This window comes from Streptomyces griseoruber, from assembly GCF_001514205.1.
GTDB classification, from domain to species: domain Bacteria; phylum Actinomycetota; class Actinomycetes; order Streptomycetales; family Streptomycetaceae; genus Streptomyces; species Streptomyces griseoruber.
Map to the genome: position 1 here is coordinate 809084 of NZ_KQ948763.1, position 20170 is coordinate 829253.

18 protein-coding genes and 1 pseudogene are annotated in these 20170 nt (G+C 70.6%); 8 read left to right on the forward strand and 11 right to left on the reverse strand.

Annotation, left to right across the window (positions count from 1 at the left end):
- From AQJ64_RS03420 to tkt, 5 genes and pseudogenes are all read right to left on the reverse strand, one after another.
- Window positions 1–357, reverse strand: a pseudogene (locus AQJ64_RS03420) (glucose-6-phosphate isomerase); the annotation flags it as partial.
- Window positions 350–1285, reverse strand: a complete 936-nt coding sequence (gene opcA, locus AQJ64_RS03425) for a glucose-6-phosphate dehydrogenase assembly protein OpcA (protein ID WP_055635891.1) — start codon at window positions 1283–1285, stop codon at window positions 350–352. The gene opcA and the pseudogene AQJ64_RS03420, both read right to left, overlap by 8 nt.
- Complete coding sequence (zwf, locus tag AQJ64_RS03430; protein WP_055635892.1) at window positions 1282–2817, reverse strand: glucose-6-phosphate dehydrogenase; 1536 nt, start codon at window positions 2815–2817, stop codon at window positions 1282–1284. Before zwf ends, opcA begins: the two co-directional genes overlap by 4 nt.
- The gene (gene tal / locus AQJ64_RS03435) at window positions 2814–3962 is read right to left on the reverse strand and encodes a transaldolase (protein ID WP_055635895.1); all 1149 of its coding nucleotides are present in this window, start codon (window positions 3960–3962) and stop codon (window positions 2814–2816) included. The genes zwf and tal overlap by 4 nt, the downstream gene beginning before the upstream one ends.
- A gap of 19 nt (window positions 3963–3981) precedes the next feature.
- Window positions 3982–6057 (reverse strand): transketolase, encoded by a 2076-nt coding sequence (tkt, locus tag AQJ64_RS03440; RefSeq protein ID WP_055635893.1) that lies wholly within the window; start codon window positions 6055–6057, stop codon window positions 3982–3984.
- A gap of 146 nt (window positions 6058–6203) precedes the next feature.
- Here tkt and AQJ64_RS03445 point away from each other — a divergent pair, with 146 nt between their 5' ends.
- The 3 genes from AQJ64_RS03445 to AQJ64_RS03455 all read left to right on the forward strand — a co-directional run bounded on the left by AQJ64_RS03445 (window position 6204) and on the right by AQJ64_RS03455 (window position 8968).
- Entirely contained in the window at window positions 6204–7100 is an 897-nt protein-coding gene (locus tag AQJ64_RS03445; protein ID WP_055635894.1) for a helix-turn-helix domain-containing protein, read from the forward strand.
- 355 nt (window positions 7101–7455) lie between these two features.
- Complete coding sequence (locus AQJ64_RS03450) at window positions 7456–8226, forward strand: 2-phosphosulfolactate phosphatase (RefSeq protein WP_055637701.1); 771 nt, start codon at window positions 7456–7458, stop codon at window positions 8224–8226.
- A gap of 61 nt (window positions 8227–8287) precedes the next feature.
- Window positions 8288–8968: an SDR family NAD(P)-dependent oxidoreductase gene (locus AQJ64_RS03455; protein WP_059202397.1), complete on the forward strand. Its 681-nt coding sequence runs from the start codon at window positions 8288–8290 to the stop codon at window positions 8966–8968.
- A gap of 94 nt (window positions 8969–9062) precedes the next feature.
- Here the strand turns inward: AQJ64_RS03455 and AQJ64_RS48885 are convergent, their stop codons facing one another.
- The 3 genes from AQJ64_RS48885 to AQJ64_RS03465 form a co-directional block, all read right to left on the reverse strand.
- Entirely contained in the window at window positions 9063–9467 is a 405-nt protein-coding gene (locus AQJ64_RS48885) for a hypothetical protein (protein ID WP_159060272.1), read from the reverse strand.
- A 15-nt stretch (window positions 9468–9482) separates the two neighbouring features.
- Window positions 9483–10874, reverse strand: a complete 1392-nt coding sequence (locus AQJ64_RS03460; protein WP_055634587.1) for a glycoside hydrolase family 16 protein — start codon at window positions 10872–10874, stop codon at window positions 9483–9485.
- Window positions 10875–11048: 174 nt separating this feature from the next.
- Complete coding sequence (locus AQJ64_RS03465) at window positions 11049–12299, reverse strand: L,D-transpeptidase (protein WP_055634586.1); 1251 nt, start codon at window positions 12297–12299, stop codon at window positions 11049–11051.
- Between the two features lie 231 nt (window positions 12300–12530).
- On the opposite strand from AQJ64_RS03465, the gene AQJ64_RS03470 reads away from it, so the two are divergent.
- Complete coding sequence (locus AQJ64_RS03470) at window positions 12531–12953, forward strand: VOC family protein (RefSeq protein WP_055634585.1); 423 nt, start codon at window positions 12531–12533, stop codon at window positions 12951–12953.
- Between the two features lie 52 nt (window positions 12954–13005).
- Here the strand turns inward: AQJ64_RS03470 and AQJ64_RS03475 are convergent, their stop codons facing one another.
- Both AQJ64_RS03475 and AQJ64_RS03480 read right to left on the reverse strand, forming a co-directional pair.
- Window positions 13006–13764, reverse strand: coding sequence for an IclR family transcriptional regulator (locus AQJ64_RS03475; protein WP_055634589.1), 759 nt, complete (start codon window positions 13762–13764; stop codon window positions 13006–13008).
- Window positions 13765–13930: 166 nt separating this feature from the next.
- On the reverse strand, window positions 13931–14482 hold the full coding sequence (locus tag AQJ64_RS03480) for a MarR family winged helix-turn-helix transcriptional regulator (protein ID WP_240512661.1): 552 nt from the start codon (window positions 14480–14482) through the stop codon (window positions 13931–13933).
- A gap of 131 nt (window positions 14483–14613) precedes the next feature.
- On the opposite strand from AQJ64_RS03480, the gene AQJ64_RS03485 reads away from it, so the two are divergent.
- Genes AQJ64_RS03485 through AQJ64_RS03500 form a run of 4 tightly spaced genes read left to right on the forward strand, consistent with a single transcriptional unit; the run spans window position 14614 to window position 18407 of the window.
- The gene (locus AQJ64_RS03485) at window positions 14614–15531 is read left to right on the forward strand and encodes an SDR family NAD(P)-dependent oxidoreductase (protein ID WP_055634584.1); all 918 of its coding nucleotides are present in this window, start codon (window positions 14614–14616) and stop codon (window positions 15529–15531) included.
- Window positions 15532–15534: 3 nt separating this feature from the next.
- Window positions 15535–16419 carry an amidohydrolase family protein gene (locus AQJ64_RS03490; protein WP_055634583.1) on the forward strand — a complete coding sequence of 295 codons (885 nt, stop codon included), beginning with the start codon at window positions 15535–15537 and terminating at the stop codon, window positions 16417–16419.
- A gap of 12 nt (window positions 16420–16431) precedes the next feature.
- Window positions 16432–17937 (forward strand): acyl-CoA synthetase, encoded by a 1506-nt coding sequence (locus AQJ64_RS03495; protein ID WP_055634582.1) that lies wholly within the window; start codon window positions 16432–16434, stop codon window positions 17935–17937.
- A gap of 14 nt (window positions 17938–17951) precedes the next feature.
- Window positions 17952–18407: a MaoC family dehydratase gene (locus AQJ64_RS03500; RefSeq protein ID WP_055634581.1), complete on the forward strand. Its 456-nt coding sequence runs from the start codon at window positions 17952–17954 to the stop codon at window positions 18405–18407.
- A 67-nt stretch (window positions 18408–18474) separates the two neighbouring features.
- Here AQJ64_RS03500 and AQJ64_RS03505 read toward each other — a convergent pair whose 3' ends face one another.
- Complete coding sequence (locus AQJ64_RS03505; RefSeq protein WP_055634580.1) at window positions 18475–20151, reverse strand: PHP domain-containing protein; 1677 nt, start codon at window positions 20149–20151, stop codon at window positions 18475–18477.
- Window positions 20152–20170: the final 19 nt, after the last annotated feature.

The following is a 20170-nucleotide window of genomic DNA, read 5'->3' on the forward strand; positions in this document are numbered from 1 at the left end:
CACCTGGGGCACGACGTTCTCGCCGTCGACCTCCACGACCGCGTCGGCGGGCGCGCGCAGGGCGGTGTGCAGGACCGCGCGGCCCTCGGTGGTGTTGATCTTCTCGCCGCGGAACATGGCGTCCCGCAGCCCGAACACACCGGTGGCGGCGGCCAGTTCGGTGAGCAGGGCCAGCGTCTCGTCGGTGACCAGGTTCTTCGAGTAGTCGATGCGCAGGTCGCCGACGCGCACCACGTACCGCTCCGCGCGCCCGGGGTCCGCCGCGAACAGCTCACGCAGACCCGGGGTTCCGTGCGCACGGTGGTCCGCCAGGGCGGCCCACTCGGGCCGCTCCGACAGCTGGGGTGAGTCAGACATGAGAGGGGTTCTCCTTGGTGCCCTCGCCCCTGAGGGCGATGGCGTACATCTCGTCCGCGTCGAGGCGCCTGAGCTCCTCGGCGATCAGTTCGGAGGTGGTGCGGACCTTCAGCGCGAGGGTGCGCGAGGGCTGGCCCGGCAGGGTCAGCGTGGCGAGGGGGCCCTCGGGGCGGTCGATGACGATCTCGCCGCCCGCGGTGCCCAGCCGCACGGCCGTGACGACCGGTCCGGCGGTGACGACACGGTCGATCCGGACCCCGAGCCGCGCCTCCAGCCAGCGCGCCAGCAGCTCGGCGGCCGGGTTCTCCGCCTCGGCCTCCACCGCCCCCGACACGATCGGCACCCGGGCCTGGTCCAGGGCCGCCGCCAGCATCGAACGCCACGGCGTCAGCCGGGTCCACGCGAGGTCGGTGTCACCGGGCGCGTAGGAACGCATCCGGGTCTCCATCGTCTGCAGCGGGTTCTCGACGGCATACAGATCGGTGATCCGGCGCTGCGCGAGCGCGCCCAGCGGGTCCTTCGACGGGTACTCGGGGGCGTCCACCGGCCACCACACGACGACCGGCGCGTCCGGCAGCAGCAGCGGCAGGACCACCGAGTCGGCGTGGTCGGACACCTCGCCGTAGGTCCTCAGGATCACCGTCTCGCCGGTGCCGGCCTCGGAGCCGACGCGCACCTCCGCGTCCAGCCGCGACTGCGTGCGCTCCCGCGGGGTGCGGGCGTGCCGCTTGATGACGACGAGGGTGCGCGAGGGGTGCTCGTGCGAGGCCTCCTCGGCCGCCTTGATCGAGTCGTAGGCGTTCTCCTCGTCCGTGACGATCACCATCGTCAGGACCATGCCCACGGCGGGTGTGCCGATGGCGCGGCGACCCTGCACCAACGCCTTGTTGATCTTGCTTGCCGTGGTGTCCGTCAGGTCGATCTTCATGGCCTGCGCCAGCTCCGTCCGTCTCGTGCGAGCATCTCGTCGGCTTCCTCCGGGCCCCAGCTGCCCGAGGGGTACTGCGCGGGCCGTCCGTGGGCCGCCCAGTACTCCTCGATCGGGTCGAGGATCTTCCAGGACTCTTCCACTTCCTGGTGGCGCGGGAAAAGGTTGGCATCGCCGAGCAGTACGTCCAGGATGAGGCGCTCGTACGCCTCGGGGCTCGACTCCGTGAAGGACTCGCCGTAGGCGAAGTCCATCGTCACGTCCCGGATCTCCATCGAGGTGCCCGGCACCTTCGAGCCGAAGCGGACGGTGATGCCCTCGTCGGGCTGGACGCGGATGACGATCGCGTTCTTGCCGAGCTCCTCCGTCGCCGAGGAGTCGAAGGGGGAGTGGGGCGCCGACTGGAAGACGACCGCGATCTCGGTGACCCGGCGGCCGAGCCGCTTGCCGGTGCGCAGATAGAACGGGACGCCGGCCCAGCGCCGGTTGTCGACGTTCAGCTTCACGGCGGCGTACGTGTCCGTCGTCGAGGCCGGGTCGATGCCCTCCTCCTCCAGATAGCCGCGCACCTTCTCGCCGCCCTGCCAGGCGCCCGCGTACTGCGCCCGCACGGTGTGCCCGCCGAGGTCCTCCGGCAGCTTCACCGCCCTGAGCACCTTGAGCTTCTCGGTGAGCAGCGAGGACGCGTCGAAGGAGGCGGGCTCCTCCATGGCGGTCAGCGCCATCAGCTGGAGCAGGTGGTTCTGGATGACGTCACGGGCCGAGCCGATGCCGTCGTAGTAGCCGGCGCGGCCGCCGATACCGATGTCCTCGGCCATGGTGATCTGCACATGGTCGACGAACGACCGGTTCCAGATCGGCTCGAACATGGTGTTGGCGAACCGCAGTGCCAGGATGTTCTGGACGGTCTCCTTGCCCAGGTAGTGGTCGATGCGGAACACCTGGTCCGGTTCGAACACGTCGTGCACGACCGCGTTCAGCTCACGGGCGCTCGCCAGATTGTGTCCGAACGGCTTTTCGATGACCGCCCGTCGCCAGGAGCCCTCCGGGGCCTTCGCCAGCCCGTGCCTCTTCAGCTGCTCGACGACCTTCGGGAAGAACTTCGGCGGTACGGAGAGATAGAAGGCGAAGTTGCCGCCCGTGCCGCGCGAGGTGTCCAGCTCCTCGACGGCCGCCTTGAGCTGCTTGAACGCCGTGTCGTCGTCGAAGTCGCCCGGCACGAACCGCATGCCCTCGGCGAGCTGCTGCCAGACCTCCTCGCGGAACGGGGTCCGCGCGTGCTCGCGCACGGCGTCGTGCACGACCTGCGCGAAGTCCTGGTCCTCCCAGTCCCGGCGGGCGAACCCGACGAGCGAGAAGCCCGGCGGCAGCAGCCCGCGGTTGGCGAGGTCGTACACGGCCGGCATCAGCTTCTTGCGGGACAGGTCGCCCGTCACCCCGAAGATCACCAGGCCCGACGGGCCCGCGATACGGGGCAGGCGCCGGTCACGGGGGTCCCGCAGGGGGTTGTCCCACACAGGGATGGTGCTCATTCCGCGTCAGCTCCCTTGCTCTGCAGCGACTTCGTGACCGTGTTCAGCAAGTCCTCCCACGCCGCCTCGAACTTGGCGACACCCTCGTCCTCCAAACGGGTGACGACCTCGTCGTAGGAGACACCGAGTGCCGCCACGGCGGCCAGGTCGGCGCGGGCCTGGCCGTAGCCGCCGGTGACCGTGTCGCCGATGACGGCGCCGTGGTCGGCGACGGCGTCCAGCGTGGCCTCCGGCATGGTGTTGACGGTGCCCGGCGCGACCAGATCGTCCACATACAGCGTGTCCTTGTATGCAGGATCCTTCACACCGGTGGATGCCCACAGCGGACGCTGCCGGTTCGCCCCCGCCCCGGCCAGAGCGGCCCAGCGCTCACCGGCGAAGACGCCCTCGTACGCCTCGTAGGCCAGCCGTGCGTTCGCCAGCGCCGCCCGCCCCTTCAGCGCGAGCGACTGGTCCGTGCCGAGGACGGTCAGCCGCTTGTCGATCTCGGAGTCGACGCGGGAGACGAAGAAGGAGGCCACCGAGTGGACGGTGGAGAGGTCCACGCCGTTGGAAAGCGCTTGCTCCAGGCCCGCCAGGTAGGCCTCCATGACCTCGCGGTAGCGCTCCAGCGAGAAGATCAGCGTGACGTTGACGCTGATACCGAGGCCGATGACCTCGGTGATAGCCGGGAGACCGGCCTTCGTCGCCGGGATCTTGATCATCACGTTGGGTCGGTCGACGAGCCAGGCAAGCTGCTTGGCCTCCGCTACGGTGGCCGCGGTGTCGTGGGCGAGGCGGGGATCGACCTCGATCGACACACGACCGTCGACACCATCCGATGTTGTGTATACAGAATGCAGGATATCGGCTGCCGCACGCACATCGGCCGTCGTCATCATTCGCACGGCCTCATCGACCGTCACACCCCGCACGGCCAGATCGGCGAGCTGCTCCTCGTAGCCCTCGCCGGAGCCGATGGCGGCCTGGAAGATGGACGGGTTGGTGGTGACGCCGACGACGTGCCGCGTGGCGACGAGGTCGGCGAGGTTGCCGGACTGGATCCGCTTGCGCGACAGGTCGTCCAGCCAGATGGAGACGCCCTCGTCGGACAGGCGCTTCAGGGCTTCCGCGGTGGGCGCGGTCGCTTCGGTCACTGTGATCATCTTCTTTCTGGCGTTCGGATCAACCACGCGCGGCAGCAAGGGATTCCCGGGCTGCGGCGGCGACGTTCTCAGGGGTGAAGCCGTACTCGGCGAACAGGGTGTCCGCGTCGGCGGAGGCGCCGAAGTGCTCGAGGGAGACGATGCGGCCGGCGTCCCCGACGTACCGGTACCAGGTGAGACCGATGCCCGCCTCGACCGCGACCCGGGCCTTCACGGCCGGCGGCAGCACGCTCTCGCGGTACTCCCGCGGCTGCTCCTCGAACCACTCCACGGACGGCATCGACACCACCCGCGTCCCGATCCCCTCGGACTCCAGCCGCTCCCGCGCGGCGACGGCGAGCCGCACCTCCGAGCCGGTGGCGACGAGGATGACCTCAGGGCTCTCCGTCGACGACTCGCGCAGGACGTAACCACCCTTCGCGGCATCGGGGTTGAGGGCGTACGCCGGCACGCCCTGCCGGGTCAGGGCCAGTCCGTGCGGGGCGGGGCGGGTGGCGTGCCGCCGGAGGATCTCGGCCCAGGCGACGGCGGTCTCGTTGGCGTCGGCCGGCCGGACCACGTTCAGCCCGGGGATGGCGCGCAGCGACGCCAGGTGCTCGACCGGCTGGTGGGTCGGGCCGTCCTCGCCGAGACCGATGGAGTCGTGCGTCCACACGTAGGTCACCGGCAGCTGCATCAGCGCCGACATCCGCACGGCGTTGCGCATGTAGTCGGAGAACACCAGGAACGTGCCGCCGTAGACACGGGTGTTGCCGTGCAGCGCGATGCCGTTCATCTCCGCCGCCATCGAGAACTCGCGGATGCCGAAGTGGATCGTACGGCCGTAGGGGTCGGCCCCGGGCAGCGGATTGCCCTCGGGGAGGAAGGAGGAACTCCCGTCGATCGTGGTGTTGTTGGAGCCCGCCAGGTCGGCGGAGCCGCCCCAGAGTTCGGGCAGGACCGCGCCCAGCGACCGGAGCACCTTGCCGGAGGCGGCACGGGTGGCGACGGACGTGCCCGGCTCGAACACCGGCAGTGCGTCCTCCCATCCTTCGGGGAGCTGTCCCGCCACGACCCGGTCGAACAGGGCGGCCCTCTCCGGGGTGCCGGCGCGCCACTCGGCGACCCGCTTGTCCCAGGCGGCGTGGGCCTCGGCGCCCCGGTCGAGCGCGCCGCGGGTGTGGGCGAGGACGTCCTCGTCGACCTGGAAGGACCGCTCGGGGTCGAAGCCGAGGACGCGCTTGGTGGCGGCGACCTCCTCCGCGCCGAGCGCCGAGCCGTGGGAGGCCTCGGTGTTCTGGGCATGGGGAGCGGGCCAGGCGATGATCGTGCGCAGTGCGACGATCGAGGGACGCGCGGTCTCGGCCCGCGCCGCCTCCAGGGCTGCATACAGGGCGTATACGTCGGTGTCGCCGTTGTCCGCGGGCTCCACGCGCCGCACCTGCCAGCCGTAGGCCTCGTACCGCTTCAGCACGTCCTCCGAGAACGCCGTCGCGGTGTCGCCCTCGATGGAGATGTGGTTGTCGTCGTAGAGGAGGACCAGATTGCCGAGCTTCTGGTGCCCGGCGAGGGAGGAGGCCTCGGCGGAGACCCCCTCCTCCAGGTCGCCGTCGGAGACGATCGCCCAGACGGTGTGGTCGAACGGGGACTCGCCGGCCGGCGCCTCGGGGTCGAACAGGCCGCGCTCGTAGCGGGCCGCCATCGCCATGCCGACGGCGTTGGCGACCCCCTGGCCGAGCGGGCCCGTGGTCGTCTCGACGCCCGCCGTGTGCCCGTACTCGGGGTGGCCCGGCGTCTTCGAACCATGGGTCCGGAAGCTCTTCAGGTCCCCCAGGTCCAGCTCGTAGCCGGAGAGGAACAGCTGGGTGTAGAGCGTCAGCGAGGTGTGGCCGGGGGAGAGGACGAAGCGGTCACGGCCCGTCCACTCCGGGTCCGCCGGATCGTGACGCATCACCTTCTGAAAGATCGTGTACGCGGCGGGCGCCAGGCTCATCGCGGTGCCCGGGTGGCCGTTGCCCACCCGCTGTACGGCATCCGCCGCCAAAAGGCGGGCGGTGTCGACGGCACGCCGGTCGAGTTCGGTCCACTCGAAACTGTTCGGAGTCTGCGTGCTCATCTTCAAGAAATCCTCGATGGGAGAGGGAGAAGCGTCCTAGCGCGTTCAAACTTAAAAGTCTGACTTTTACGGGGGAAGGTCTTCCTGTGTCAGCCTGTGGTGAAAGTGGGACACCGGCAGCAGCGGCAGGACGGCACGAGAACGACATGGCGGACATACGGCCCCAAGGCGGAACCGCCGGCGACGGCATCAGAACCCTCCCCTTCCCCGCCGAGCTGAGCGTCGGCGGTGTCGGTATGCAGGTCGGCCCCATGGGCGCGGGCCGCACCTGGCACGCCGACGACACACCGCTGGACCGCGTCCACCGCATCGACTTCCACGTGGTGATGCTGTTCGACGACGGCCCCGTACGCCACATGATCGACTTCGCGGAGTACGAGGCGACCACCGGCGAACTGCTCTGGATCCGCCCGGGCCAGGTCCACCGCTTCTCGAAGTCGAACGAGTACCGCGGAACCGTCCTGACCATGCAGCCCGGCTTCCTCCCCCGCACCACCGTCGAGGCCACCGGCCTCTACCGCTACGACCTGCCGCCCCTGCTCCGCCCGGACGCCCCGCAACTCGCCTCCCTGCGCGCCGCACTCAGCCACCTCCAACGGGAGTACGAGGACAGCGCACCCCTGCCTCCAGCCCTGCACACGGCCGTGCTCCGGCACTCACTCACCGCCTTCCTGCTGCGCCTCGCCCACCTCGCGACCAGCTCCGCGGAAGCCGGACGGCGCACCGAGTCGACGTTCACCCTCTTCCGGGACGCCGTGGAACGGGACTTCGCCACCCAGCACAGCGTCAGCGCCTACGCCGACGCCCTCGGCTACTCCCGCCGTACCCTCGTCCGCGCGGTCCGTGCCGCCACCGGCGAGACGCCCAAGGGCTTCATCGACAAACGGGTCGTCCTGGAAGCGAAACGGCTGCTGGCCCACACGGATCTGCCGATCGGGCGGGTCGGAGCGGCGGTGGGATTCCCCGATCCGGCGAACTTCTCCAAGTTCTTCCACCTGCATACAGGGATGTCGCCGGTGGGGTTTCGGGCGGAGCTGCGGTGAGGGGTGGGCGGGGCGGCCGGCGGTGGCGGCGGCGGTGGTGGATGGTGGATGGGTGTCGGTCTGCGGTCTGCGGTGGGCAGTCGACGGTCGGCGGTCGACAAGCGGCGGTCGACAGTCGGCGGGCGAACATGGACGGTCGCCGGTCGCCGGTCGCCGGTCGCCGGTCGCCGGTCGCCGGTCGCCGGTCGCCGGTCGCCGGTCGCCGGTCGCCGGTCGCCGGTCGCCGGTCGCCGGTCGGCGGTCGCCGGTTGCCGGTCGGCGGTCGCCGGGCGACAGTCGGCGGGCGATTGTAGACAGCCTTCGGCCGACCGGCGGGGTTGATCCCGGTGACGGTATGCGGTGAGACTCCCCTCTCATGACTGACTGGTTCCTTCAGCAAGGGCACGGCGTCCGGTTCGAGTGGGGTCCCGTCGGTGCGCGGGAGCTGGCCGGGGACGTCGCCTGTCTCGTGGTGGTCGACGTCCTCTCCTTCACCACCTCGGTCACCGTCGCCGTCGAGCGCGGAACCCACGTCTACCCGTACGCCTGGCGGGACGCGACCGCACGCGCCTTCGCCGACGCACGGGAAGCCGAACTCGCCGTTGGCCGAAGGGAGATGACCCCGGAGGCACCCTGGTCGCTCTCGCCCGCCGCTCTCCGTCGGGCGCCCTTCGCTTCCCGGCTGGTGCTGCCGTCGCCGAACGGTTCGGCGATCGCCGCGGCGGCCGGCGGCACGACCGTGATCGCGGGCTGTCTGCGCAACGCGACGGCCGTGGGACGGCGGCTCGCCGCTCAGGGGTACGGGACCGAGGACCGGCCGGTCGGTGTGGTCGCCGCCGGTGAGCGCTGGCCCGACGGCAGCCTGCGGCCCGCGCTGGAGGACCTGCTGGGGGCCGGTGCGATCATCGCGGAACTGCGTGCTCAGGGAGCCGGCCCGCTGTCGCCCGAGGCGTCCGCCGCACGGGCCGCCTTCATGGGGACTCCGGACGTGGCGGACACGGTGGCCGACTGCGCCTCGGGGCGGGAGCTGACCCGGGGTGGTTTCCCGGACGACGTGGTGATCGCGACTGAGCTGGACGCGTCCACCGCCGTGCCCGTTCTCACGGACGGGACCTTCACCGCCGTACCGGAGGCGGGGCGCCGCTGATCCGGTGCTGCCCTCTGCAAGGCTTGTGCCCGGTACGGGCCGGACGGTGAAAGGGCGCGCAGTGATCGCATTGGTGACCGGGGCGAACCGTGGCATCGGGCACGAGGTGTCCCGTCAACTCCTCGGTCTGGGCTGGACGGTACTGGTCACTGCCCGGTCCGAGCGGGCCGCGCGGGAGGCCGCCGCCCGGCTCGGTGCCGGCGCGCACCCGTTGCGGCTGGACGTGAGAAGCCCGGCCGACACGGAGGCAGTGGCCCGGGTGCTGCGGGAGCGGTTCGGTGGGCTCGACGTGCTGGTGAACAACGCGGCGATCACCTACGACACCTGGCAACGGGCCGTCGGCGCCGATCTGGACGTCGTACGCGAGGCCATGGAGACCAATCTGTACGGGCCTTGGCGGCTTGTGCAGGCTGTGCTGCCGCTGTTGCGGGCGAGCCGTCGGCCACGGGTCGTGAACGTCTCCAGCGAGGGCGGATCGCTGGCCGGAATGACCGGCGGCACGCCCGCCTACTCGGTGTCCAAGGCCGGGCTGAACGCGCTCACCCGGATGCTGGCGGGCGAACTGCGTGCCGACGGTGTGCTGGTCAACTCGGTCTGTCCCGGCTGGGTCGCCACCGACATGGGCGGTCCGGGCGGGCGGCCCGTCGCTGAGGGCGCCGCCGGGATCGTATGGGCCGCGACGCTCCCCGACGACGGCCCCACCGGCGGCTTCTTCCACGACGAGCGGCCACTGCCTTGGTGACGTTCCGTCAGATACCAGTCGGTGGTGGCTGAGTTTCCTCAAGTACGGCCCTTGGCAAGCTTGATGAGCAGCACCGCCTCGAGCGGGCGGATCGTCAGGTCCGGGCCTGCGGGACGCGCTCGGTTTGATCAGCCCGGCCCAGCCCGGCCCGGCCCGGCCCGGCCCAGCCCGGCCCGGCCCGGCCCAGCCCGGCCCGGACCGCCCGGCCCGTGCTGTCCGGTCCCGCCTCGCCCCGGCCGCAGTCGGGTCCGTGCCGGTGCTCCTCCTGTGCCGGAGCGGCGAAGGGGTCTTTCCCGCAGAGCAGTTGGACGGCAGCCGTGTTGCCGGCCGTGCGCCGCAGGGTGAGGAGGCGTTGGTCCGGCCCGCGGATGCTCGCCGAGGTCGCCGGGCTCTTGCGGGACGGGTCGGGGAAAGGGGCGGCGGGGCAGACCTCTTGCCCCGCCTGACGGGCGAATCGTGCGGTGCCGGGCCCCCGTTCGTGCGGGTGGGGGCCCGGCACCGGTGTGGGTCTGTGTCAGTGACCGAACGTGTACCAGTTGACGTTGACGAAGTCCGCCGACTGCCCGCTGGTGAAGGTGAGATACACGTCGTGCGTGCCGGTGACGGAGCTGATGTTGGCCGGAACCGTCTTCCAGGTCTGCCAGCCGCCGGTGTTGGCCACCGCGAAGCTGCCGATCGGGGTGCTGGTGGGGCTGTCCAGACGTACTTCGACCAGACCGCTGATGCCGGAGGCCGCGCCGCTCGCCACCCGCGCGCTGAACTGGGTCGCCGCCGTGGAGCCGAAGGTGACGCCCTTGTACAGCGCCCAGTCGCCGTTGGCGAGGTAGCCGATGTTCTGGCCGCCGCCGGTGTCGGTGGTGGTCTCGGTCGAGACGCCGGACTGGCTGTCGTAGGACTCGGCCTGGATCGTGGAGTAGGCGTCGCGGCTGCCGGACGTGGGCGAGGTGGTACCGCTCCCACTGCCCGCGGCCTGGAGCACCTGCACGTAGTCGACGACCATCGGGTGGCCCGACTCGGTGGCGCTGTCCAGGCCGCCGCCGAGGGCGTCGGGGAAGGCGCCGCCCATCGCCACGTTCAGGATGACGAAGAACCCGTGGTTGGTGGCGTTGGCCCAGGTGGTCGCGTCGACCTGACTTGCCGTCACCGTGTGGTAGTTGACGCCGTCGACGTAGAAGCGGATCGCCTCGGGGGAGACCGAGCGGTCCCATTCCATCGTGTAGGTGTGGAAGCCCGACTGGCAGGTGGTGCCGGGACAGGCCGTGGAGTTGCCGATGCCGGTGGTCTCGTTGCACGGGCCGCCCGGGTTGGTGCCGCAATGCATCGTCGCCCAGACCTTGTTGAGGCCCTGGACGTTCTCCATGATGTCCAGCTCGCCCACACTGGGCCAGTTCTGGTAGTTGCCACGGTAGGGGGCGCCGAGCATCCAGAACGCCGGCCAGTAGCCCTCGGCCGCGGTGCCGGTGACGTTCGGCATCTGCAGCCGGGCCTCCACGCGGAGTTTGCCGCCGGACGGGGGCTGGAAGTCGGTGCGGACCGTCTCGATCCGGCCCGAGGTCCAGTTGCCCGCCGAGTCGCGCAGCGGGGTGATGCGCAGGTTGCCGCTGCCGTCGAGGGAGACGTTGCTGGTGCTGCTGGTCATCGTCTCGACCTCGCCGGTGCCCCAGTTGGCGGGGCCGCCGGGATATGAAGTTCCGGTGCTGTACTGCCAGTTGGAGGTGTTGACACCGGTTCCCGCGGTGCCGTTGAAGTCGTCGAGGAAGACCTGGGTCCAGCCCGAGGGGGGCGTGGGAGCGGAGGCGTTCGCGGGCAGGGTGACGGCCGTCGCCGCCGCGGCCGCCAGACCGAGGGTGCCGAGGACGGCGATGAGGGCGCGTCGCCGTCTGGACATGCCGGAGGGAGCACTCATGGGGGGACCTCTCGGGTACGGAGGGGTGGGGTGCGGGTGACACTGTGGGAGCACGCTTTGAGAGCGCTCTCAAAGTGCGCCCAATGTGCTCTCCGTCCCGAGAGTCGTCAAGACTTAAAGCGAGGAAAGTCCTTTCGCTGCAAGGAAGTTCAGGGCGTGAAGCACGCAAACGGGCTAAACCGCGCTGCCCGCCTTCCAGTCCGCCCACGACAGGTTCCAGCCGTTGAGGCCGTTGGACGCCTCGACGGTCTTGTCGCCCGAGTTCTTCACGATCACCACGTCGCCGAGCATGGAACTCTCGTAGAACTTGTAGCCCGCGACCGAGCTGTCGCTCGCGCCCTTGGTGTCGTGCAGACCGACGCAGCCGTGGCTGGTGTTCTGGCTGCCGAAGACGGAGGTGGAGGCCCAGTAGTTGCCGTGGACGAAGGTGCCCGAGGTGGTCAGGCGCTGGGCGTGCGGCACGTCGGAGATGTCGTACTCGTCGCCGAGGCCGACCGTCGAGGACTCCATACGGGTCTGCTTGAACCGCTCGCTGATCACCATGATCCCGGCCCAGGTGGTGTGCTCGGCGTTGCCGCCGGAGACGGGGTAGGTGGCGTAGGTCGCCCCGTCCCGCTTGACCACCATCTCCTTGGACGACAGGTCGACGGTGCTGATCTGCTCGCGGCCGATGTGGAAGGTGACGTCCTTCGACTGTATACCGTAGACACCATCCTGTCCTTCGATGTCCTTCAATCGCAGACCGAGCGTGATCTTGGTGCCGGCCGCCCAGTACGTCTCCGGCCGGAAGTCCAGCCGGGTGTCGCTGAACCAGTGGCCCACGATCTCCACGGCCGGCTCGGCGGTCACCGTGATCGCCTTCTGTACGGCGGCCCGGTCCTTCACGGCCTTCGTGAAGTTGATCGACACGGGCATGCCGACGCCGGAGGTCGAGTTCGCCTCGGGGGTGAAATAGCCGACGAAGGTCTCACCGGGCGACTTGGTCGTGAAGGTGGCCGTCTCGGCGTCGGCGCCCTCGGCCTGCGCGGTGACGGTGTACTTGGTGCCCGAGTACGGGTTCTTCGACGACGTCCACCGGGTCTTCGCGTCGTTCAGGGAGCCCTCGAGCGTGGAGCCGTCGTTGCCCGTCACCTTCACGGACGCCAGGGTGCCGTCCGTCACCGCCACCTCGACGGGACTGCCGAAGGCGGCCTTCTTGGTGCCGTTCGCGGGGGTGACCGTGATCACCGGGGTCTTGGCGGCCGCCGAGGCCTTCGCCGCGGCGGACGCCTGGGCGCCGCCCGAGCCCTCCGAGGCGTCCGCCGACCCGGAACTGCAGCCGGTCAGCGCGGCGGCCGGAGCGACCCCCAGTACGGACAGGATCCCGCGCCGGGACCACCCCTGCGTCCGTTGCTCGGACCGGTTCGATATGTGCGAGACGCCCACGGCACGCCTTCCTGAGTTGTCCGCCTTTGCACCGGCATCCTGCGCCCCGCACATGGGTTGATCCTTTGAATACCCATACCGCAGGCTGAGATTTCCGTGAGGAGAGGCTGGGCGGAGGCAGGCGGAGAGGGGGCAGAGGAAGGAAGGGCGAAGAAAGGGAAAGAAAAGGATCGGGGTCGGAGTTGATCAGGGAAAGGAACCGGCGACACCCGTGATCATCGAGGAGCCCCGATGTCCGACGCGTCCGAAGCGCCCGCAGTCCGTGAACTCCGTCTCGTGGTGACCGCCGACGACTACGAGGAGGCCCTGCGCTTCTACCGGGACGTCCTCGGCCTCCCCGAGCGGGCCGCGTTCTCCTCGCCCGACGGTCGGGTCACCCTCCTTGACGCGGGCCGCGCCACCCTGGAGCTGACCGACCCGAACCACGCCGCGTTCATCGACGACGTCGAGGTCGGCCGCCGGGTGGCCGGACCCGTCAGGGTCGCCTTCCAGGTCGACGACTCCACCGCCGCGACCGCCCGGCTCGCCGCCGCGGGCGCCGAGGTGGTCGCCGAGCCGACCCGCACCCCGTGGAACTCCCTGAACGCCCGCCTCCAGGCTCCGGGCGCGCTCCAGCTCACCCTCTTCGAGGAACTCGGGGAGCAGGAGGACTGAGGAGCTTGGGGGGCGCCAGGAAATCGGGGAGCGGGAGGAAGCGCGACGGAGCTCAGTCCCGCGCCCCCTCCGGCTGCCACCCCAGCGCCCGTGAGATTCCGCGCGCGGCGACCCGTACGGCAGGGGCGAGGACCGGCACCTGGGCGTCGGCGTGGGGGACGACCACCGACACGGCGGCGACCACCGTACCGCCCGGCCCGCGCACGGGTGCGGCCACCGACAGGGCGTCGTCGGTGACCTGACGGCTGCTCACCGCGACGCCGGTGCGCCGGACTTCGGCCAGCATGCGGCGCAACCGGGCCGGATCGGTGACGGTGTGAGCGGTGTAGGACGCCAACCGTCCGGCACAGTACGTCTCTTGGAACGTCGCGTCGCCATGGGCCAGGAGGACCAGGCCGACCCCGGTGACGTGCAGCGGCCAGCGGGCGCCCACCCGGATGTGCACTCCGACGGCCGAACGCCCGGAGATCCACTCGGTGTAGACGACCTCGGATCCGTCCCGCACCGCCAACTGCACGTTCTCGTGGGTGGCTTCGTACAGGTCCTCCAGATACGGCAACGCCACCTGCCGCAGGGCCAGTCCGCGCGGCGCGAGCGCGGCGATCTCCCACAGCCGCAGCCCCACGTGGTAGAGGCCGGACGCGTCCCGCTCCAGCGCGCCCCATTCCGTCAGCGCTCCCACCAGCCGGTGGGCGGTGGTCAGGGTCAGCCCTGCGCGCCGGCCGATGTCGCTCAGGGACAGCGCCGGATGGGCGTGGTCGAACGCGGCGAGCACGGCCAGCAGCCGGTCGGGCGCGGAACGGGAGGTCATGGCGGGCCGGGAGTGCATGGCTGTGCCGGATTACAAGCCGGGCCGGGAGTGCGGGGCGGGGCGTCCCCGTTCCCCTCCGGTCGCTCCGGTCGCTCCGGTCGCTCCGGTCGCTCTGGTCGCTCTGGTCGCTCCGGTCGCTCCGGTCGCTCCGGTCGCCCCCATGGCATCAGCTCGGCCCGTCCTCGGTGACCCGCAGCAGCAGTGTGTGCAGCGTCTCGCGTTCGGCTGGGTCGAGCGGGCCGAGGAGCTCGTTCGTCACGCGCAGTCCGGCCTCGTCGGTGCCGCGCAGGAAGGCGCGGCCGTCCCCGGTGAGGACGACGATCCGGCTGCGCCGGTCGTCGGGGGCGGGCCGGCGTTCGGCGAAGCCCAGCTTCTCCAGGTCGTCGACCAGGCCGACGATCGCGCTCGGGTCGTAGCCGAGCCGTGCGCTGAGCTCGCGCTGGAGCGCGCCCTCGGCGGTGGCCAGGAAGCGCAGCACGGCGTAGTGGCGCAGGCGCAGCCCCGACTCCTGGAGGAAGGAGTTGAAGAGCTGGCCGGAGCGCAGGCCCAGCCGGTAGAGCAGATAGCCCGTGTCCGCGTGCAGTCCCCGCATCCACGGCTCGTTCCCGTCGATCGGGGCGGCGGCGTTCACTGCGTTGTCCTGGCGGGCGATGGCGGGCTCCCTGGTCTCGGCCCCCGTACGGCCGGCGGGGGCGGTGTGTCGTACAGATTCCAGCATGACTCACCCGCAGGTGGACAACAACTATTGACGTCAACAATTATTGCTCTTAGCTTCGATCTCGCAGCCGCACCTCCCGCCGCTCCACGTGACCCCCTCGTGGTCATGGCTCTTTCTGAAGGGACTCGCTCGTGACCAGCATCGATCTCACCGGCAAGGTCGCCGTCGTCACCGGCAGCGGCCGGGGCCTCGGCCTCGCGTACGCCCAGGCCCTCGCCGCACACGGCGCCCGCGTGGTGATCAACGACGTCGACGAGGCCGTGGCCGAGGCGGCCGTGAAGTCCATCGCGGAGGCCGGCGGCACGGCCGTCGCCGAGGTGGTCCCGGTCGGCACCACCGAGGCCGCCGAGCGGCTGGTGAACCGGGCGGTCGAGGAGTTCGGACGGCTGGACATCCTGGTCACCAACGCGGGCATCCTGCGCGACAAGGTGCTGTGGAAGATGACCGACGACGACTTCGACGCGGTGATCACCACCCACCTCAAGGGCACCTTCACCTGCGCCCGTGCCGCCGCCGTGCGGATGCGCGAGCAGGGCGAGGGCGGCACCCTGATCCTGGTCGGCTCCCCGGCCGGCCAGCGCGGCAACTTCGGCCAGACGAACTACGCCGCAGCCAAGGCCGGCATCGCCGCCTTCGCCCGCACCTGGGCCATGGAGCTGGGCCGCGCGAACATCACCGTCAACGCGATCGTGCCGGTCGCCGCGACCGCGATGACCGAGACGATCCCCGCCTTCGCCCCGTACATCGAGGCCATGCGCAGCGGCGAGCCGCTGCCGGACTTCCTGCGCAAGGGCGAGGGCTTCGGCACCCCCGAGGACTGCGCGGCGCTGGTGCCGTTCCTCGCCTCCGGGGCCGCCCGGGGCGTCACCGGCCAGGCCATCGGCATCGGCGGCGACAAGGTGGCACTCTGGTCGCATCCGCAGGAGATCAAGGCGGCCTACGCCGACGGCGGCTGGACCCCCGAGAGCCTGGCCGCCGCCTTCCCTACCTCGGTCGGCGCCGAACTGCAGACCGTCGGTATCCCGGCGCCCAAGTTCCCGGAGGCCTGACCCATGACGACCCTCAATGTCGAGGAACTCGTCGCGATCGACGTCCACACCCACGCGGAGGTGTCCTCCAAGGGGCACTCCTCCCTCGACGACGACCTGCACGACGCGTCCTCCGCCTACTTCAAGGTGGAGGGCAAGCGGAAGCCCACCCTGGAGGAGACGGCCGCCTACTACCGGGAGCGGAAGATGGCCGCCGTGATCTTCACGGTGGACGCCGAGTCCGCGACCGGCACGGCCCCCGTCCCCAACGAGGAGGTCGCCGAGGCCGCCGCCGCCAACGCCGACGTCCTCATCCCCTTCGCCTCCATCGACCCCTTCCGCGGCAAGGCGGGCGTCAGGCAGGCGCGCCGGCTGGTCGAGGAGTACGGGGTGAAGGGATTCAAGTTCCACCCCAGCATCCAGGGCTTCTTCCCCAACGACCGCGCGGTGGCGTACGACCTGTACGAGGTCATCGAGGAGACCGGCACCATCGCCCTCTTCCACACCGGCCAGACGGGGATCGGCGCCGGGGTGCCGGGAGGGGGTGGCATCCGTCTCAAGTACTCCAACCCCCTCCACGTCGACGACGTGGCCGCAGACTTCCCGCACCTCAAGATCATCCTGGCGCATCCGTCCTTCCCCTGGCAGGACGAGGCCCTCGCCGTCGCCACCCACAAGCCGGGCGTACACATCGATCTGTCCGGCTGGTCGCCGAAGTACTTCCCGCCGCAGCTCGTCCAGTACGCGAACACGCTGCTGAAGGACAAGGTCCTCTTCGGCTCCGACTTCCCCGTCCTCACCCCCGACCGCTGGCTCGCCGACTTCGACAAGCTGACGATCAAGGACGAGGTGAAGCCGAAGATCCTCAAGGAGAACGCCGCCCGGCTGCTCGGGCTGACGAGACCATAAGGGGCGTGGCAGATGCGCAACGAGGGACTGGGGTCATGGCCCGCACGCCGGGCACGCAAGACCCCGCACCGCACCGCGCTGGTCCACGGTGAACAGTCGACGGACTACCGCACATTGCATACACGCGTCACGCGGCTGGCCCACGCCCTGCGCGCCCGGGGCGTCCGGCGCGGCGACCGGGTCGCCTACCTCGGCCCGAACCACCCCTCCTACCTGGAGACCCTGTTCGCGGCCGGCACGCTCGGCGCGGTCTTCGTCCCGCTCAACACCCGCCTCGCGGGCCCCGAGATCGCCTACCAGCTCGCCGACTCCGGCGCCAAGGCCCTCGTCTACGGCCCCTCGCACGCGGGCCTGGTCGCGGGACTGCCGGGCAGCACGGACGTACGGACGTACCTCGAGGTCGGCGCCGAGTACGAGAAGGTGCTGGCCGCGGCCTCCGACGAGCCGATCGACGAGCCCGTCGGCGCCGACGACACCTGCATCATCATGTACACCTCGGGCACGACCGGCCGGCCCAAGGGCGCCATGCTCACGCACGGCAACCTCACCTGGAACGCGATCAACGTCCTCGTCGACACCGACCTGATCGCCGACGAGCGGGCCCTGGTCTCGGCGCCGCTGTTCCACACAGCGGGGCTGAACATGCTGACGCTCCCGGTGTTCCTCAAGGGCGGCACCTGCGTCCTGGTCGAGGCCTTCGACCCGGAGGCCACCTTCGACCTGATCGAACGGCACGGGATCACCTTCATGTTCGGGGTGCCGACGATGTTCGACCAGGTGGCCCGGCATCCACGCTGGGCCGACGCGGACCTGTCCAGCCTGCGCATCCTGACCTGCGGCGGCTCCCCGGTCCCGACCCCGCTGATCGCCGCCTACCAGGAACGCGGACTCACCTTCCTCCAGGGTTACGGCATGACCGAGGCGTCCCCCGGAACGCTGTACCTGGACGCCGAGCACGCGATCAGCAAGGCGGGCTCGGCCGGAGTCCCGCACTTCTTCAGCGATGTCCGTGTCCTCGCCCCCGACCTCACCCCGGTCGGCCCCGGCGAGACGGGCGAGGTCCTCGTCCGGGGTCCGCACGTCATGCCCGGCTACTGGGGGCTGCCCGAGGAGACCTCCGCCTCCTTCGCCGACGGCTGGTTCCGCAGCGGGGACGCGGCGAAGGTCGACGACGACGGTTATGTGTACATCGTCGACCGTATGAAGGACATGATCATCTCCGGTGGGGAGAACATCTACCCCGCCGAGATCGAGGACCTCCTCCTGGCCCACCCCGACATCGTCGAGGCCGCCGTCATCGGTGTGCGGGACGACAAGTGGGGCGAGGTGCCGCGCGCCGTCGTCGTGCCCCGCGAGGGCGCCGGACTGGACCCCGACGAGGTGCTGGCCTCCCTGGCCGGACGGCTCGCCAAGTACAAGATCCCCAAGTCGGTGGTGGTCGCGGACGAACTTCCGCGCACGGCCTCCGGGAAGCTCCTCAAAGCCCGGGTGCGCCAGCGCTTCGGCACCAACTCTTAGCTAAGGACAGCGATATGAGCATCACGGTCAACGGCCTCGACGAGCTGAAGAAGCTGGCCGGCAGCGACCTGGGCACCAGCGAGTGGATCGAGGTCACCCAGGAGCGCATCGACACGTTCGCCGACGCGACCGGCGACCACCAGTGGATCCACGTGGACCCGGAGCGCGCCGCGGCCGGTCCGTTCGGCGCCCCGATCGCCCATGGCTACCTGACCCTCTCCCTCTTCATCCCCCTGTTCACCGAGCTGCTGGACGTCCAGGGAGTGACGACGAAGGTCAACTACGGCCTGAACAAGGTGCGTTTCCCCTCGCCCGTGAAGGTGGGGTCCCGCATCCGGCTGGTCGGCAAGCTGGCCGAGGTCGAGGAGGTGCCGGGCGGGGTCCAGATCACCGTCGACGGGGCGATCGAGATCGAGGGCGGCGCGAAGCCCGCGGCGGTGCTGCAGAGCCTCTCCCGGTTCTACGCGTAGCGGAAAGCGGGGAACCACGCGACCGTCCTGGCCGGTCGCGTGGTTCCCCGACCCCTTTTCGGGATTCCTAGCGCACGACGTCGACGAAGACCGGGTTGGAGTAGAACCAGGTGTCCGCCCACGGGTCGCCGTCGCCCGGCTGGTGCGGGATCGGGCCGTGCGGGTCGACCGCCGCGCCGAGGTAGCCCGTTCCGTGCCGGTTGCCGTCGCTGCCGCGCAGCCGGACGTAGAAGGACTCGTCCCCGACGGTCAGCGGGATGCGCAGGGTGTACGTCCCCCTGCGGCCCGACACGTCGTCCGTGTGGACGACCCTCGTGTCGGGCGCCTGCCATGCGTCCCGGTCGGTCACCGGGCCGCGCACCGTGCCCCGGATCACGTCCACGTGCGCCAACTCCGGCAGGACCCCCTGGGAGTTGGTCCGGGAGGCGGTCGTCACGGTGACGTACAGCGTGATCCTCTCGCCCTTGCGGACCCGCAGCCGACCGCCGAGGGTGACGCCCCGGCCGCCGTCGCAGTCCCGCTTCACCCGCACCTCGAGCCCGTCCAGCAGATGCCCGTGGTCGAGCCAGACGCGGCCGGCCCGCAGGCCCTCCATCACGGCGCGGTAGCCGTAGCGGGTGACGCCGACATGGGTGCGGCTGAACTCGCCGGGCCAGAAGTCGCTTCCGGGCTGCGCGGTGTCCGTGTTCACCGGGTCGGGCAGTTTGCCGGTGTTGTCGAAGTTCTGCCCGGCCGGCCAGTCGCCGTTCTTCCAGGTGTCGAAGACGGTCCGGTGGTTGTCGGAGTTGGTGGTGATCGTGAACAGCCGGCCCTCGGCCAGCAGCGCGTCCCACAGACCGCCGACGGTCGCGGTCGCCCAGTCGAAGCCGCCGTACGTGAGATAGGCGTCCGCCGGGTAGCCCGACCACGACTGCGCCGAAGGCTTGTTCTCGTACTCGCCGCGGATCGAGGTGGCACCGCGCCAGCCGGGGATGGCCGCGCCCTGGGCGCCGGGCGCGCCCTCCATGCCGATCATGATCTCGGGGGCCGCGTCGCGCCAGTTGCGCATCTCGTGCGGGGAGTCGATGCCCAGGCGCAGCGGGTGGTTGGCGAGGACGAGGACGTCGTCGACATAGCCCGAACGGCGCTGCTCGGCCAGCCACTTGATCGCCTTCACGGCGTGGGCCTCGTTGCGGGCGGTGTCGGCGGCACCGGCGGAACCCTCGGTGTAGCCGAGCAGCTTGCCGTCGTAGGCGAGCTCGAACCGGGTCAGCAGATCGACCTCGTGGGCTCCCGGCGCGGCGAACACCGTGCAGTGCTCGGCGGCCGGGATGTACCACTCCAGACCCTGGAAGATCAGCCGGCGCGGGTTCTCCGCACGGGCCTTGAGGATCTCCTGGTGCTCCAGCGCGGCGCCGTAGTGGGCGTGGCCGAAGTTGGAGTGCTCGTTGAACACCATCCAGTCCAGGCCGTACCTGGCGGCGGCCCTGGCCTGCTGGGAGAACGTGTACTTGGCGTCGTGGCTGTAGACGGAATGCACGTGATGGTCGCCGACGAGGTACGCGAGGCGCGGGTCGTGGCCGCCGAGGCCGCCGAGGCCCCGGTCGGAGGCGGCGAACGCGGGCGTCACGGCCGGGCCGAGGGCGAACGCGGCGCCGAACAGACCGGCGCGGCGCAGGAGTCCGCGGCGGGAGACTCCCTGGGCGTCGAGGGAATCGGGGGAGACGGACGGGTCGGCCCACTCGGGGAGCTGCTGCTCGGTCATGTGGTGTGAGTCCTCTTCG